General features: G+C 60.7%; 13 protein-coding genes and 2 pseudogenes. 4 read left to right on the forward strand and 11 right to left on the reverse strand.

Annotated features, from left to right (window positions below):
- Positions 1–232: 232 nt before the first annotated feature.
- Positions 233–1,297, reverse strand: coding sequence for a helix-turn-helix transcriptional regulator (locus V1294_RS30960; RefSeq protein ID WP_334502517.1), 1,065 nt, complete (start codon positions 1,295–1,297; stop codon positions 233–235).
- A gap of 254 nt (positions 1,298–1,551) precedes the next feature.
- Here V1294_RS30960 and V1294_RS30965 point away from each other — a divergent pair, with 254 nt between their 5' ends.
- Entirely contained in the window at positions 1,552–1,791 is a 240-nt protein-coding gene (locus tag V1294_RS30965) for a hypothetical protein (RefSeq protein WP_334502520.1), read from the forward strand.
- A 243-nt stretch (positions 1,792–2,034) separates the two neighbouring features.
- Here the strand turns inward: V1294_RS30965 and V1294_RS30970 are convergent, their stop codons facing one another.
- Entirely contained in the window at positions 2,035–2,442 is a 408-nt protein-coding gene (locus tag V1294_RS30970; protein ID WP_334502522.1) for an SRPBCC family protein, read from the reverse strand.
- A gap of 330 nt (positions 2,443–2,772) precedes the next feature.
- Here V1294_RS30970 and V1294_RS30975 point away from each other — a divergent pair, with 330 nt between their 5' ends.
- Together V1294_RS30975 and V1294_RS30980 are read left to right on the forward strand one after the other, a co-directional pair.
- Entirely contained in the window at positions 2,773–3,471 is a 699-nt protein-coding gene (locus V1294_RS30975) for a winged helix-turn-helix transcriptional regulator (RefSeq protein ID WP_334502525.1), read from the forward strand.
- A 150-nt stretch (positions 3,472–3,621) separates the two neighbouring features.
- Entirely contained in the window at positions 3,622–4,044 is a 423-nt protein-coding gene (locus tag V1294_RS30980; protein WP_334502527.1) for a GFA family protein, read from the forward strand.
- Between the two features lie 460 nt (positions 4,045–4,504).
- On the opposite strand, the gene V1294_RS30985 is transcribed toward V1294_RS30980, so the two are convergent.
- Positions 4,505–4,924 carry a hypothetical protein gene (locus V1294_RS30985; RefSeq protein ID WP_334502530.1) on the reverse strand — a complete coding sequence of 140 codons (420 nt, stop codon included), beginning with the start codon at positions 4,922–4,924 and terminating at the stop codon, positions 4,505–4,507.
- A 497-nt stretch (positions 4,925–5,421) separates the two neighbouring features.
- On the opposite strand from V1294_RS30985, the gene V1294_RS30990 reads away from it, so the two are divergent.
- On the forward strand, positions 5,422–5,742 hold the full coding sequence (locus V1294_RS30990; protein WP_334502531.1) for a hypothetical protein: 321 nt from the start codon (positions 5,422–5,424) through the stop codon (positions 5,740–5,742).
- Between the two features lie 123 nt (positions 5,743–5,865).
- Here the strand turns inward: V1294_RS30990 and V1294_RS38130 are convergent.
- The 8 genes and pseudogenes from V1294_RS38130 to V1294_RS31020 form a co-directional block, all read right to left on the reverse strand.
- Positions 5,866–5,969, reverse strand: a pseudogene (locus V1294_RS38130) (helix-turn-helix transcriptional regulator); the annotation flags it as partial.
- Between the two features lie 256 nt (positions 5,970–6,225).
- Positions 6,226–6,441, reverse strand: a pseudogene (locus tag V1294_RS38135) (SRPBCC family protein); the annotation flags it as partial.
- An 18-nt stretch (positions 6,442–6,459) separates the two neighbouring features.
- Positions 6,460–6,708, reverse strand: a complete 249-nt coding sequence (locus V1294_RS38140; protein ID WP_442895394.1) for an SRPBCC family protein — start codon at positions 6,706–6,708, stop codon at positions 6,460–6,462.
- Positions 6,709–7,264: 556 nt separating this feature from the next.
- Complete coding sequence (locus V1294_RS31000) at positions 7,265–7,759, reverse strand: DUF3455 domain-containing protein (RefSeq protein ID WP_334502532.1); 495 nt, start codon at positions 7,757–7,759, stop codon at positions 7,265–7,267.
- A gap of 260 nt (positions 7,760–8,019) precedes the next feature.
- Positions 8,020–8,208: a DUF6894 family protein gene (locus V1294_RS31005; RefSeq protein WP_334502533.1), complete on the reverse strand. Its 189-nt coding sequence runs from the start codon at positions 8,206–8,208 to the stop codon at positions 8,020–8,022.
- Between the two features lie 426 nt (positions 8,209–8,634).
- Positions 8,635–9,528 carry an outer membrane protein gene (locus V1294_RS31010; RefSeq protein WP_334502535.1) on the reverse strand — a complete coding sequence of 298 codons (894 nt, stop codon included), beginning with the start codon at positions 9,526–9,528 and terminating at the stop codon, positions 8,635–8,637.
- Positions 9,529–9,966: 438 nt separating this feature from the next.
- Entirely contained in the window at positions 9,967–13,206 is a 3,240-nt protein-coding gene (locus V1294_RS31015; protein WP_334502537.1) for an autotransporter outer membrane beta-barrel domain-containing protein, read from the reverse strand.
- Between the two features lie 659 nt (positions 13,207–13,865).
- Positions 13,866–14,783, reverse strand: a complete 918-nt coding sequence (locus V1294_RS31020; protein WP_334502539.1) for a helix-turn-helix transcriptional regulator — start codon at positions 14,781–14,783, stop codon at positions 13,866–13,868.
- Positions 14,784–15,058 lie beyond the last annotated feature (275 nt).

Here is a 15,058-nt window from a genome sequence, read left to right on the forward strand (position 1 = left end):
GCCATCGTACTGACCTCGACCGTCGTTCGGCATCCAGGCGGCAATATTGTGCGGCCCGTTATCCGCGATAGCGCCGGCCAGACCGTTAATCGCCTGCCTGGTCGGTCCATAGGGCTAGGCAAACCGCGCAGGATGCAGTGCCTCAACTACGGCGGCAGGAACAGGTGCAGGCCTTACTGACGCAGCAAGTATCTCTGAAGGGCACGCCGACAAATACTTGGCGTGCCCTTTTTCAATCTGCCAACGGCGTGGAAAAACCGGCGACCAGCTTGACCAGATCGGCCTGACGGCTGGTTCCGGTCTTTTCAAACAAACGGCTGACATGCGTCTTGATCGTAGTTTGCGCGACGCCGAGCGCCGCGGCGACTTCCGGAACACCGCCAACTTCAACGACGGCAAGCAATACGCGCAACTCCGTTGGCGTCAACTTATAGGTAAGCCCTATGACTTCCGGAGCCGATCGCGTTTCCAGGATGGCCTTGCGGACGAACACTGCAGCGATCGCCGTATGGGCGACGCCGGCACGCAGACGAGCCTCTGAGGCCAGCGGCAACACGTGAACGACATAACGTTCTCCATCAGGCGCGCGCAATGGCAACGCGAGCCCCTTGGTACCGAGCGCGGCGTCGCCTTGATCGACCATTGCGAACTTATCGCGCAACGTTTTGTTGATCTGTGCCTCACCTGCGACGAGTTGCCCATTCATTGAACGCAGCACGCTGCCTTCGCTAAGAATCGCGCTCCCTGCGGAGTTGGCGTGGATGATCTGTCCTCTTCCATCGACAAGAAACATACCGGCGCCGAGTCCATCGAACGTATCTGCAAACGTCTGCGCTTCTTCGCGCTTGAGGCTGATCACCTTTCCAATCAGCGCCGCACGGCGGACGTGGGGAATAACAAGTGACATACGCCGGCGCATTTCATCATCGACCATGCCGTCCGCAATGCCCCGGAAAACACTGAGAAAAACATAACTAGTCGCTGATTTGTCCAGCACGGCACTCGCAACGTCGATCCAACCTTGGGGGACTGCCCATTCCTGGTAGAAGCGCCCTTTGCAGTATTCCTCAAAGCATACGAGATCCGGAAGACTCACGATTTGTCCGCCGCCAACAAACGCCAGTGCCGCAAAGGGGTCAAACTTCGAATATGTCTCCGAATAGAGCCGCACGCGATTCGGATCGATACCGAACTGATAGCGAGCTTCCACGAATGCACTGCCGCTATCCTTGAAGACAAGCGCAGCTGCCCGGCCGCCGACAAATTCCGATATCTCTTCAAGAACGACAGTCCACATCGCAGGGTCAAGGGAGGCATCGTAGATATGCCCAATAAGACGGGATGCTCTTTGATATAGGGGTGGGCGCTCGCTCCCTGCGTCTGGTCGACCTGCCCCGCAGGGCGGTGGATATTTTGCGATCTGTTGAACGGCACGACTCAAACTATCTCTCCTCTCAACATGGAGCCGCTATTCCGCAGCTGCAACCTTGGCAGCGATGGAGTTAGGGCAGCTAATTGCCGCGGACAAAGGTTTCTGGGCGCGATGCTGCCTTGGAAGGCATCAGGACCACGGACATCGAGACCCCGGCGGATCTCGCCGCACCGATCGAGCAGCGCGCCGCTCTCCAAGCGCCTACTCCGACTTCGGAATGCCAGCGAGTTTGCGGCGAACGACCCAGCGCCAGTGCCGACGGCTTCCAGCAATTGCGCGCGCCGAGTGGTGGTTCGAAGGTCGCCAAGCGAGTTTCCGAAGGTGAGAAATATTGCGCGTCGGCTCTGAACGAAGGCTGAGCATCTAACAAAAGGGATCTTGTCACTTCAGATGAAAGATATTCACCCATCTCTCCAAAGGCCGGTGGAGATTTTGCGGTTTGTTGAACGGCACGAGCCAATATTTCTCTCCTCTCAAACCGGCCGAAAGACGTTAGGCAAACGGAAGAAGCCGAAGCATCTCGCCGGTGAGCGTCGAACTTGGAGTCCGCGCCGCACCGGCGGAGCCGCGCCGGTAAAATAACGGAACAAAGGGCCTTCTGCTTATTTGGCCAGTTTAGCTTTGATCTCGGCCAGACCAGCTTCGTAGACGCCGTTCAACGCCTCGCTAGCAGCCTTTTCCTTGCCCTGGTCCGGCGTGTAGGAGCCGGTCCAGGTAATGGTGGAGAAGCCGTCACCCTTGGGCGTAACCTTGATCGTCGACGTGTAGTTCGTGACCGGCAATGGACTCGATATGAATGCGTAGGAATAGCTGTACTCTGCATCATCCCGTGCGATTTGCGTTTCCACGAACGCCGCCTTGCCATCCTTGGTCACGAGGGTTCGGGTCGGCGGCGTCTTGCCGTCCTCAATGCAGGCTCCCACGGGCGGCAACCAGTCCTTGATCGCGCAGAATGGACCGATCATGGACCACACAGCCGATGGCGACGCTTTCACGTCGATGGTGCGCATCAACGTGGCCGCGGAAGCGGGGAAGACACCGATAGCTACATGCGCTACTGCGCAAAGCGCCGCGGAACGCATCATTGTCGGCATGGTCGGTTTAATCGTATGCTTTCTCACAGGAAATCCTCATCGGTTGGAAGCTGGAGCTGCGGCTCGGCCGCAAGCGACGACAAGCTGAGTGCAGCTCTTGGGCGAGCCCAAGCCCGCCCCGGCCAACTACCAATCTGCGTTGCGCGCAACCAGTTCAGGAATTGAATCGAGGCCGGTACAGAAACTGAACTGGAAGCGCTTACATTTAAGCCGTAGGCTTCCCTGGTCGTTTTGGCGGAGGTAAGCATGTCGATAGGCAGCTATAAGCAATTCTGCCCGGTCGCGATGGCCGCGGAGATATTATGCACGCGCTGGACTGTGGTTTTGCTCCGCGAGCTCGTGGCCGGTTCAACGCGCTTTAACGAATTGCGCCGCGGCGTGCCGCGGATGTCGCCGGCCCTGCTCTCGCAACGCCTCAAAGATCTTGAAGTAGCCGGTATCGTCGCCCGCACGGCCTCGACGTCCGAGGCCGGCATTTTCGAATATCATCTGACATTGTCCGGACGTGAGCTCGGTCCGATCGTCGAGGCATTCGGCATCTGGGGTCAGCGCCGGATCGAAGCGGATTTGTCGCTCCAGCATCTGGACGTCCAACTTCTGATGTGGGACATGCGACGAAATCTGAATACGACCCCTATGCCGCGAACTCGCAGCGTGATTCAGTTCGTCTATCCCGAGCTTTCGGCTGCGCAGCGTTCCTGGTGGCTGCTCGTCGATCCCCAGGACGGTGTCGATCTTTGTTCGATCGATCCCGGCTTCGACGTCGACCTCTATGTATCCGTCGATCTGCGCACCATGACGGCCATCTGGATGGGACTTGATACCGTGCGCGCTGCTGTTGGCAGCGAGCGCATGCTGCTGACCGGAAACCAGCAACTTGCCTCGGCCATGCAGAGCTGGCTCGGTCTTAGCCCGTTTGCAAAAGAACAAAAGCTCGCAAGCTGAATGCAACCAGCCAGCATGAAACTGAACCTCGGTTGCAACCGCATCGCCTCTGCGGTCTGCGATGACGCGCAAGTACAGTTCGTGAACTGGAATGTTATCAAATTTCCTTGATAATTGGCGTGACTTGATCAACTTCGAAAGGGAAGAAACATGAGTCACGTCGGAGGCTGCTTCTGCGGCGCGGTTAAACTTGAGGTCACCGGATCGCCGGAAGGCATGGGCTATTGTCATTGCAACTCTTGTCGGTCGTGGTCGGGCGGGCCCGTCAATGCCTTCACGCTGTGGAAGCCGGAAGCGGTGCAGGTCAAGTCAGGAGCCGAGCACGTTGCGACGTTCCAGAAGACGCCACTCAGCGAGCGTCAGTATTGCAAGAAGTGTGGCGGGCATCTGATGACCAACCATCCGACCCTAGGACTGGTTGACGTGTTCGCCGCCACGATCCCGACGCTTGCCTTCACTCCCGGCGTTCACGTCAATTACGCCGAAACGGTGCTGCGCATGCGGGACGGACTCCCCAAGCTCAAGGACTTTCCGGCCGAGCTGGGCGGCTCCGGCGAAGTCGTCACGGAATAAGGGCCAGCTCTCGAACGGCGACCGACTGAAAAGTCACGCATCTCCGGTCTCGTCGAAGCCGAGCTCAAGCTCGCGCTTCGGCGATGAATCTGTAGGATCACAAGCGATAGAAGTTGGCGCTGCGACGCCGCAGGTCCCGGCTTCCAAAACATTCCACCACTGATCCTCTGATCGAATGACGGAACGTGATCGGCGTTCTGTCATCCATCCGGTTGGCAAAGGCTTGCAGGTGTTAAAGCATTCAGCCGCGATTCATTTGAGTGAGTGCAGACAATTTTTCGCTGGCAAAAAGTTAGCAAGCAAACGTCAGGCCTGGATCATGCTTCCAGGCCTGACGTTTTTGGCCGCGAACGCGGAGCTTCTTTGAACCATTCCTTGAGCAGGTCCGAAAAGCGAAGCCCGAGCTTAAGCTCGGGTTTCGACGATGGGTCTATGGTCGCGAAGGACGATGCCCAAGCGCTCATTCGCAGAACCCGACGTAAGCCGGTTCACGAGCTTCTATCGCACCGGCACAACGATGATTGGCACCGTGACGACCCGCCGATGGTGATTGTGATGGCGATGAGACCTGTGCCAGCCACTGCGATCGAACCTGTGCTGGTGTCGGGCAGTAATTGGCGGGAGAGGCTTCCTTATCGGCTCCGAGCCGACATGCGGCGTCGCGGTTGGCCTCGCTATCCCGCATATTGTTCGCCATCATTCGCGATTGCCTTGGGCCTTCGCTTCCAAATAACGGCATGTTGCCGCAGCTCTTCCGCTCCGCTGGATGAGGCACGTTTTGTCGGCGAACGATCTGCTTCAGGTGGCTTTCGGCGCAACCGGCAACAAATTCCGTGTCCACCTTGATTTTGGCGATGGGAAAGTTGGGCAGTTCCACCAAGAGTCAGCGGTCACCAAGATCATCGACTGCGAGAGCGACACTGTCGGACTTTCCTGGCGACGTCCATCGCAAGATCAAGGTTCTGAATGATCTCGGGTGCTCTTGATGGCTATGACCATGCCTCTGAAGGGCGGCGCGACATTAGTTAGTCGCCGCGTCGAGAGCTTCGCGTCTTTCGATCGGCGGATGCTGGCGGCGAAACGAACACGAAGCATCAACTCGCCGGGATCCGCGAAGTTAGCGCACCCGGCACGGAATCGCGGGCGACGATCCCGTGCTCGAAGGATTCTAGATTATCGGGCGATCGGAATGGGAACAGGCTTGGTCGTCCCGCCGCCAGCCCCGGGCCGCGGCCCGACTACGCCGCGTTTGAACAGCTCCCCCGGATCCTTTCCGATAATGGGAGGACTTTCATAGCGGCTATGCTTGTGCCTGTGTTTGTGCCAGCGGTTATAATAGCTGTGCCTTCCGCTATGTCTGTGATCGGACCTGCCGTCATGGCCGACACGACCGTCACCTTTTCCGGGGTCAATGGGAATGGGAGGAAGAGGCTTGCCGATCGGACCGCCAGGAGCGGGTTTTGCGACGATGCCGGCGGTGCCGCCGGCAGCCGGTGGGGACGTGGTTTCGGTGTTGCCGATGCCCGTGCCAGGCCGACGACCACTTTCGGCAAACGCCTCATCCGTCACTACAGCCAGGGTGATAGCAGCCACGAGCATCGGAAGAATCCGGATCGTTATTGCGAAGCATTCAGGTATCTTCATCAACTGGTCCTCTCGCTCGTTCACTGCACGATGCCGCCTGCCCAAGATTCCTGACCTCGCTTGGAACGAGATTCGACGGACCGTAGTGCGATGCTGAAAGGCGCGCGTCCTGCGATCGGAGGACGCGAGCCGCAGGATGAAGGTCTGATTAGCTGAGGCCGGCGCGCGATTTTCACATCAGACTGCGTGCGGCGTCGAAAATCCAGTAACCAGTTTGACCAGATCGGCCTGGCGGCTGACACCTGTTTTTCAAACATTCGACTGACATGCGTCTGGATTGTTCCGAGAACGAACGACCTGTCGCCGACTTCTCGAGCGCGGCACTTGCAACGTCAATCCACCCCCGGGACCGCGCCCATTACCGATAGAGGCGCCGCTGGGGCAAAAAGCCCGCGCGTGGGACGAAGTTTTTGGCTTTCTTCGTTGGAGGTCGGATCGGTATCTCGCCGGCCAACGTGCCGGAGGCTTGGCTCACGTCCAGCCGCTAACGCGCAAGCGATTTGTCAGGAAAGCGGGCCTGCCGGCGAGGTCACCGGCCTACTTCGCGAGCCTGGCCTTGATGGAGGTCAGACCCGCTTCGTAAATCGCGAGCAAACCATCGCTCGCGTCCTTTTCTTTCCCCGGCTCTGGGGTGTATGTGCTGCTCCAGATCACGGTGGATGTGTCCTTACCGTTCGCCACCACTTTGATCGTTGACACGTATTGCCTGACCGGCAACGGCGTCGCCCGGAAGTTGTAGGAATAACGATACTTTGCGTCGTTACGAGCGGTCTAGGTCTCCACGAACGCCGACTTGCCGTCCTTGGTCACAAGTGTGCGGGTCGGCGGCGACTTGCCGTCCTCGATGCAGGCGCCAACGGGTGGCAGCCAGTCCTTGATCGCGCAAAACGGACCGATCGCAGCCCATACCGCCGATGGCGTGCCATCGACATCAACCCTGGACGACAGCGTGCCAGCGAAAGCCGATGACGTACCCACGGTCAGGAACGCAAGCGCGCCAAGTGCCGCAGCGTGGATCATTGCCGTGACTTTCCGTTCAGTCGCATGTTTTTTCATAAGGAGTCCTTACCGTTTGGAGGCTGCGAAAATGCAGCTCAGCGCCGATCGGCGATAAGCGCCGACAAGGCAGTGAATGATTCCAGGCGGGCCCGTGCTCGCGAAATGCGGACTATCAGCCTTCGCCACGCCCCACTAGTTCAGGAACTGAACCTGGGCAGCGTGGAGGCCTCGTGTAGAGGCTGGATCATCGGAAATTGATCGAAGGGCGGCGCTCATCTCCGGTCGCGGATCAGGCACACCGGCTGACAGGCGGTGTCCACGATCAACCATGCGCCGCTGGCGCCCTCCAGAGTCGAGATCGATCTGATCCGACGAACCGCCTGCCCTTCGCCGCTTCACAGGCACCGACGCCCGACTCGAAGATCGAGCAATCATCTGCTCAGCTGGAACAGCCTGCAGCTCGAATCATCCAGGGCAGGTCCTCGACCCCGACCTCCCCGGCCAGGCAGCTGCGGCCGGCTTTTTCTAGATCGAAGCGCGCAATCCAGCCAGATTGCTGCAGGGAAGAGCAGAGCTTTCAGCTTCTCTTGCGCAAGAACACATAGTCCGCGGAATAGGCAACGCTGCGGTAGCTGCCCGCCTTCTCGCATGGTCCCTGCGCCATTCCGCCCTGCGTGTTGAGACGCTGGACGGTTGTCACGGTAGCGAAGGTGCCCTCGCCGTGATGTTCCGTCACGTCAAGCTTGAGCCAGGCGATGTCGTTCGACGTCGCGCCCGGCGCGGTGGCAGCAGCCTTTCCCCGTATTGCGCTCCCATCCATATGCTCCCAATTCGGTCCCGCGTAGTGGCGTCCGACGGTTTTTCCGTCCTGTACCAGCGCGGCGATAGGCTCGCGAAACTGCCAGACCGGCTTGCCATCGGCACCAGGTTTGCAATCGTAGATCTGGGCGCCTTCGGCGTGCAGCGTCGCGACTACAATGGCGTCCGGGACGGCAAGCCCTGCCGGCACCTGGGCCGAGGCCTGCGTTGCGGACAGCGCGGCGATAGCAAGCGAGATGGCGATAAGCGGCATTTTCAAACGGCTATTCATAGGCCCTCTTTTCGAAGATTCGTCTTTGCCAGGTTCACCCACGACCATAGCGCCATATGGATCGCGCCGCGTCGTACGGTCGGAGGATGCGCGCGTCTAAGTCCGCATGCCTCGCGTCCACGGCTGTCGCGCACCGATTTTCTAATCCGATTGGAATTCACGTTCTGGTATTCGCCCGTTTGGCTGGTGCATATGACGTGCTGTCTTCGGCTGCGTCAGGATTGACCGAGGATCGGCAGACTTCATTTCTGCGGCTCATCCCTGACCCGTATCCAGCCGCCGCTGTTCCGCAGTTCGGGCCGCGAAACCACAAGATGCCGCGCCATTTCGTCAGCGGCCGCCGCTGCGCTGGTGGCGTGTTCGAACAACATTCCTCCGGGGTCCAGAACCACATATTGATCGAAGATGAGATCGAAGAAAAAGCGAGGCATTCTCTGGGACACCTAACAGAGCGGCTGACGACTGGATGACGCATTGGGAACAAATCGGTTGCACCTGCAAGATCACGACTTCTGCCCGATGCTCGCGGCAGCGGACGCAAAGGCGCGAGTGACGCGCAACAGCGGAGGATGGGGCTTCCCTGGTAGCCGCTTGTGGCTGGCAAAAACCGGGGTCGATGAAGAGGCGCCCAGCCATACTGGCGCGCTATATGGGACGCGCCCTCCGAACGGAGGAGAACGCGACGGCACGCCTCGGCTGGATCCATGCGTGGTTAATGCGAGGCGGAGCGATGAGACGGTCGGCAGCTTGTGTCGATGAGTGTTGCAACACCGAGAATCATCGAACACAAAAAGCCCGGCGCGAGGCCGGGCTTTGCGTTGAAGCGCTGAACCGGCGCCGGCCGGTCGCCCTTGCGATCAATTGAAGTGATAGTTCACACCGACGCGAACGATGTGGTCGTCGAAGCGCACTTTGGTCGACGTATCGACAGCGCCAATACCGAATCCTGAGAAGGCCGTAGGCCCAAAACTGCTGCTGACAAGGCTTCCGGTCGAATAGGTCGCGGAGCCCAGATCATAGTATAGATACTCGAGCTTGGCGCTCCAGTTGGGAGCGAACATCCACTCGCCACCCGCACCAACGGCATATCCCACGCGCATGCCAGAAAACGCTCCTGATGCCGGAGTGATGGTGAAGGGCGGTTGGTTGGGGTTAGTGGCATTAATCCCGGATTGAGCGATGGCCGTGTCGGATTTTGTTTCCCCGTACGCCAAGCCACCGGTCGCATATAAAAGAATGTTCGGATTCACGGTAACGCCGAGACGAGCCCGAAACGTTCCAAGGTAGGCCGGATCCGACGTATTGGCGATGTTGGTCGCGAAGCCAGTCCCGGGTGGTACGCCGGGACCTCCCGGAAACACAGATGAGGACGAGCTTCGGCGCGATCGGGATATGCCCTGAATGTCCGCCTCGAAACCCGCTACAAACAACGGCGAGAATTGATAGTTGTACCCAAACTGACCGCCGCCGATGAAGCTGTTTGATCCCCGGGACGAACTTGTTGCACCAGCCGCCATGGCGGCTGCATTGGGCAGGTCAGCCGTATTGGCCGGAGACACCGCTCCGCTGGTGCTGACTTCGTTTGCGCCACCAACCCAGCCTGCATTAACACCGGCATACCAGCCGGACCAGTTGGCGGCGGGAGCCATCATCGCGGGCGCCTTGGCGTAGGTGCGCGCGCCGAGATCGGCGGCGAAGCTTGAACCGGATAGCGCCACCGCCACAACCATTCCGCCCAAAATCCGCTTCATTGAATTCTCCGTTGATTACGCGACCACGCGAGTGGCAGCGCCCGACATGAATCTCACAAGCGAGATTCGATATCCGCTAGTCTTATGCGCGAGGGGGATTTGCGACTTGGACGGAAGCGCAGAGGGCTTGGACCAAAACGAAATGCGGACAATTGGTGTGCCGCTGATGCAAATTTGCGACAGGCCCGGCCATGATCGGCATCGAGCGGTCATGCAAACGTCGCGCGGCCCTATACGCATTCCGTCAGCCTTCGTCATTCCCCGATGCGCAATTGCGCAACGTAGATGGTCCGAAGGACCAGACCTCAGGTGTGCAATTGCACACCGGGGAATCTCGAGATTCTCAGGTGCGCAATTGCGCACCATAGTTCGATGCTTTGCATCGCCCCGGAATGACGGCTTCGGATTGCCCCGCCTGACGGCGCGGCGGCGAAACGCTCAGAACGTCACCCGCACGCCGCCCTTGGCGGTGGCGGTGCGGCTCTGGTCGGACATCGCGATGCCTTCGACGGCGCCGAACACCGCGACGTTTTGGTTGGTGCGATAGTCGAAGCCGGCGCCGAACACCGCGCCGACCGTGCTGGCTTTGCCCGGCGTGGCGAAGGCGAGGTTCTGCCCGATCAGCACGGTGCTCACCGTGGTGTCGCCGACCCGCTGCAGCGCGATCACGCCGCCATGGACATTGGTTTTCAAGACGTGGTCGCCGCCGAAGAAGCTCGTCGTCCTGGAGACGTCGAGTTCGGCCCGCTCCTCGATATCCTGCAACGTGCGCCGGCCGACCGAGAGCGTCTGCGCCGAGCCGGATTCGCTATAGCCGTCGAAGAAGCCGGCGACATAGCGCAGCCGCGCCGTCGGCGTCAGCAAATAGCCGTTGCCGACGTCGAGGCGATAGCCATAGGCCACTTCCGGGCTGACGAACCAGCCGTTGTAGCTGGCGCTCGCGGTATCAATGCCTCCGGCAATGTTGTTCTGCACCAGCCGGCTCGACTTGTTGCGGGCATTGCCGCCCTGCAGCGTCAAATCGAGGAACTGGTTCGCCCATTCGAACCGGCTGTAGCCGCCGCCGAACACGTACTCGGTGTCGACCTTCTGCGAGCTCAGATCGATTGAGAGCCGTCCGGCGCCGCCGCCAATGAACGCCCCGAGCAGCCAGTCCGGCCGGACCTTGCGGTCGATGCCGATCGCGCCGCCAAACGCGGTCGCGGTCGAACGCAGCGTCGCATCGGTCTCGTTCTGGGTGCGTTGTCCGCCGAAGGCGCTGCTCCAGACCGTCACCGGCGCCGCGCCCCAGCTCGCCGCCGGAGCCTTGTTGAAGATCTGCGCATTGGCCTTCGCCGCCGGCACAGAGTCCTCCATGGCGTAGCTCATCATCGTCAGGTTCGAGCCGCCGGTCGGCGACACGCCGTTGAGCCGGCCCTGCACCATCGACGACACGCCGCCGGTGAACTCCATCAGCGTTCGATCGGCTTGCGCCAATGCGGTGGGATCGAGCGAGGCGGTGACGTCGCCGACCGTCACGCTGGGCTGGCCGCCCGCTCCGAGCGAGACCAGCACCGTGTTGATGACGCCTTCGAAATTGACGAGCCGCGCCTTCAGCGCCTCGACCACACCCGCCGCGCTGCGCGTCAAGGTCGACAAGCCGCGCCCCGGAGAGCCGGTGGTGGCCTCGACATTGATGACGTCGGCGGTGTTGAGACCCATGTCGACCTTGCCGACGACCTGCGAGCCGAGCTTCAGGGTCAGCGTGTCGGCGGCGCTGGTCAGCTTGATCGCGGTACCCGCCGCGCCGGCAGTACTGGCGATGGTACCGGCGTTGGTGATGGTGGCGGCACCGCTGGCTTGAATGCCGATCGTGCCCTTGATTGTGCCGCCGTCGTTGTTCACGGTCGCGGTGCCGTTGGCGAGGATGCCGAACGCCCCGCCTGAGATCGTGCCGCCGCTGTTGTTGGTGACGTTGGCGATGCCGGCACTGATGCCGGTCGCCGCGCCCTCGATGGTGCCGGTGTTGGCGCGGAGGGTGACAAAATTGGTCCCACGGACGGCAAGGGCCCCGGAGATCAGGCCGGCGTTAGTGACGGTGACGCCGTCGCCGAAGAGGCCCTCCCCGCCTCCCGAGATGGTGCCGGTGCTGGCGTTGGTGACATTGAGGGTCCCGCCGATGATGGCGGCGCTGGTTGCGCCCCCCAGGATGTGACCGGCATTGGCCACGATGGCGGTGGTCGCATTGATACCCTGTTTCCCCGAGATGATGCCGGCAACGCCGTTGGTCACGGTGGCGGTGCCGGTTGCATTGATGCCATCGAAGCCGCCGGAGATGGTGCCGGCGTTGGCGGTGACGTTGACATTATTGCCCTGAATGCCGACGCCGGTTATCGCGTCGGTACCCGAGATGGTGCCGGTGCCGTTGCTGACAGTTATACTGTGGTCGGCTTGGATGCCGAACGCCGTGCCCGAGATGTTGCCGATGTTACCGGACGCATTGATGGTCGCGTTGCTCCCGGTCGCAGCAATCCCGGTAGTTCCCGAGATAATGTTGGCATTGTTGATGATGTTGGTGCCGCTACCGCTGATCTCGATGCCAATCCCTAAGCCGGTAATGGTGCCTGTATTCGCGGTCACATTGACGGTGGATCCACCGATGCCGACCAGTCCACCCGAGATGGCGCCGGCGTTGGCGACCGCGGCAGTGGTCGTGGCCGCGATGCCGAACGCCCCGCCCGAAATGGTGCCGGCGTTGGCGGTGACGTTGACGGCGCTGCCGAAAATGCCCTTGCCGTCTAGGTCGGTACCCGAGATCGTGCCGGTGCCGTTGCTGACGGTTATAGTGTTGTTGGCTTGGATGCCGAACGCCCCGCCCGAGATGCCGCCGGTGTTGCCGGACGCATCGATGGTGACGTTGGTCCCCGTCGCAAAAATGCCGGAGCCGTCAGGGCTTCCCGAGATGGTGCTGGCATTGTTGATGATGTTGGTGCCGCTACCTGTGATCTGGATGCCAGTTAAGCCATCGATGGTGCCTGTATTCGCGGTCACACTGACGGTGGATCCAACGATGCCGACCTGTCCCGAGATGGCGCCGGCATTGTCGAGGGTGACGGTGCCGTTTGTGCTCCTGATACCAAATAATACGCCAGAGATGGTGCCGGTGCTCGCATTCGTCACATTCGCGGCGCCGGCGCTGATGGCGCCGCCGTTCGCACCCGGTCCCAATACCTGACCAGCGTTGTTGAGATTAAGAGCGCCAAGGGTGATGCCGTTGTTGCCCGTGATGATGCCGCTGATTGTGTTGGTAATAGTGGCATCAGTCCCAGTGATGCCAGCGGCACCCGCGCCCGTGATGGTGCCGGAACTATTAAACGTCGCCCCCGTACCGATGACCACCCCGAAACTATCTCCCGTCACCGACGCGCCCGACTGGATATTGTAGGTGTTATTATTGTCGTTCACGGAGCCGTAGCCGGCAATGCCGCCCGGCCCGCTATTGGTGGTCGCGCCGGAGCAATCGACGACCGAATCGCTGGCTGACGCGCTCGGCGATCCACCTACGGTGCAGGCCTCGGCCTGCCCGATCGCAGCGAACGGCGCGCTCAACAGCGCCAGCGCCAGCGCGGTCGCCGGCAGGCCGGCTGGCTGGCTCGATCGCGCCTGAGATGCGGCATCGTTTGGGGTAGCTCGGGTCATCTGCATTCCATTCGCTTCAAATTCGAAAACCGATTCGCTGCCGGACGCGACGGCGCACGCCTGCGAGAGTTGGCATCCGCAAACCCTAAACATCGCCGTGAATGAAACTTGGACAGAAACGAAAACGGATTGGGCCAGAACGAAGTACGGACAATTTCTCCGCCGCTGATGCAAATCGGCGACAGGCCCAGGCAATGATCGGCATCGAACCGGGCATGCACAACGTCTCGCGGCCTTCCGCGGCCATATCGGCGGCGGAGAAGCACGATCTCCGCAGCAGCAGCAGAAGGCTGGCTCAGCGAGAGCGTGATGAGTTGAGGTTGAAGCGGCGGGACTACTTCTCCCTCGCCCCGCTTGCGGGGTCGAGACGAGCGAAGCTCGCTCTTAGAGGGTCGGGGCGAGGAGGACTCTCCACAGATTCATGCTCGCGGATGGTCCCCCTCACCCGGATTGCCGGACTATCCGGAGCCTGTCATCAGGCGCGCATTCGCGCGACCCGTTGGCATCGCCGAGGCAATCCGACCTCTCCCCGCAAGCGGCCGCCCTTGCGGGGAGAGGTGAGCCAAACGTCGAGGCCCCTTCAACCTAAACTTATCACGCTTTAGATGGCGCCTTCACACACCAGCGACGAGAGGGACCAAGCCGATGCGAGGAATCTTTCAGGGATTATCCGGCTCATTGGCGGCAGCTTCCCTGACGTCTCGTGGCGTGAGGCCGTAAAAATTTCGGAAGCTGCGGTTGAAGTACGACAGATCGCCAAACCCGACGTCGTAGGCAATGGTGCTCACCGGGCGTCGGCGGGATCGCGGTGCGCAGAGCATCCGATGAGCGTGCACGAGCCGCCGATTGAGCAGGAATGCGGAAAACGTCGTGCCATCGACCTCGAAAAGCATTTGCAGGTAGCGCGCGGACACGCCGAGTTCCGCGGCAACAGCTCCAACCGAAAGGTCTCGACGGCCGCTTTGCTGCATGATGTAGGTCTTGGCAGCAATTAGCCGGGCGGCACGCACTCCGCGATCCTGCGCCGCGCCGGCGTGGTCACGTGTTGCTCCAAGCGCAAGTGCAACAAGGTCGTGGATATGACTGACTGCAAGATGCAGAAGCGCGGTCGCCGCCACCGCGTTGTCGTCGAGCAGCGTAGCCGCGTAGCCTGTCAAGAGCCTAAGGGCGTCGGTCTTTCGGGTTATATGACGCATCGAAACCTCGTCAATATCGCTGACAAGCTGCGAGATGATCGAGCGCGGAACCCGGAGCAAGGAAGATCGGCCGGAAACAAACCGGTCGAATGTGATCACTTGGTCGCTTCTGATCAGCACGGCATCACGCTCGCGAAGCACCACCTCGCGTTCGCCGGCCGCGATGGCAGCCGCTCCCGTGCAGTTCACAAGGAGCGCGACGTCGTCGTTGCCATCCGCGACAAATTTGCGGGTCCGCTTGACGCGGGCGGCCGACATATTTCCCGACACCAGATTCAATCCGGGCAAATGACGCGAAACAATGGAGGACTGGAACAGCGCGTCTTCGGCCGGTTCGATTTCGACACCGAGCACGGTACATCCATAGTGCTCGCGCCACATCGAAACGCGATCTTCCTCAGGCAGATCGTCGGTCGAGAACCGGATTGTTGCGAAGTCAGTCGCTTCGGTCATGCAGGTTTTTCCGTTCGGGACGGCGACGCTTCTGGTCGGCATGGTCCCCTATGGATAGATCGCGACGACCCAGGCCGCATCCTGCGATCGGTGGACGCGGACGCGATGCGCTTGTGTTATAGGGCGGTGGCTTTGGGTACCCGACCGTCATCTCGACGTCGCGGTAACCGAACCGCTGTTTCGCCGAAAGACGCGGCGCGAGT

This window comes from Bradyrhizobium sp. AZCC 1678 (assembly GCF_036924765.1).
Lineage (GTDB): Bacteria > Pseudomonadota > Alphaproteobacteria > Rhizobiales > Xanthobacteraceae > Bradyrhizobium > Bradyrhizobium algeriense.

What these genes read in the sequence shown, in the direction of transcription:
- V1294_RS31000 (WP_334502532.1), bottom strand. Translation starts at nt 7,759, where the DNA reads ATGCCGCTTATCGCCATCTCGCTTGCTATCGCCGCGCTGTCCGCAACG.
- V1294_RS30960 (WP_334502517.1), bottom strand. Translation starts at nt 1,297, where the DNA reads ATGTGGACTGTCGTTCTTGAAGAGATATCGGAATTTGTCGGCGGCCGG.
- V1294_RS30980 (WP_334502527.1), top strand. Translation starts at nt 3,622, where the DNA reads ATGAGTCACGTCGGAGGCTGCTTCTGCGGCGCGGTTAAACTTGAGGTC.
- V1294_RS30970 (WP_334502522.1), bottom strand. Translation starts at nt 2,442, where the DNA reads ATGCGCACCATCGACGTGAAAGCGTCGCCATCGGCTGTGTGGTCCATG.
- V1294_RS31010 (WP_334502535.1), bottom strand. Translation starts at nt 9,528, where the DNA reads ATGAAGCGGATTTTGGGCGGAATGGTTGTGGCGGTGGCGCTATCCGGT.
- V1294_RS38140 (WP_442895394.1), bottom strand. Translation starts at nt 6,708, where the DNA reads ATGATCCACGCTGCGGCACTTGGCGCGCTTGCGTTCCTGACCGTGGGT.
- V1294_RS31005 (WP_334502533.1), bottom strand. Translation starts at nt 8,208, where the DNA reads ATGCCTCGCTTTTTCTTCGATCTCATCTTCGATCAATATGTGGTTCTG.
- V1294_RS30990 (WP_334502531.1), top strand. Translation starts at nt 5,422, where the DNA reads ATGGCCGACACGACCGTCACCTTTTCCGGGGTCAATGGGAATGGGAGG.
- V1294_RS31020 (WP_334502539.1), bottom strand. Translation starts at nt 14,783, where the DNA reads ATGTGGCGCGAGCACTATGGATGTACCGTGCTCGGTGTCGAAATCGAA.
- V1294_RS31015 (WP_334502537.1), bottom strand. Translation starts at nt 13,206, where the DNA reads ATGACCCGAGCTACCCCAAACGATGCCGCATCTCAGGCGCGATCGAGC.
- V1294_RS30975 (WP_334502525.1), top strand. Translation starts at nt 2,773, where the DNA reads ATGTCGATAGGCAGCTATAAGCAATTCTGCCCGGTCGCGATGGCCGCG.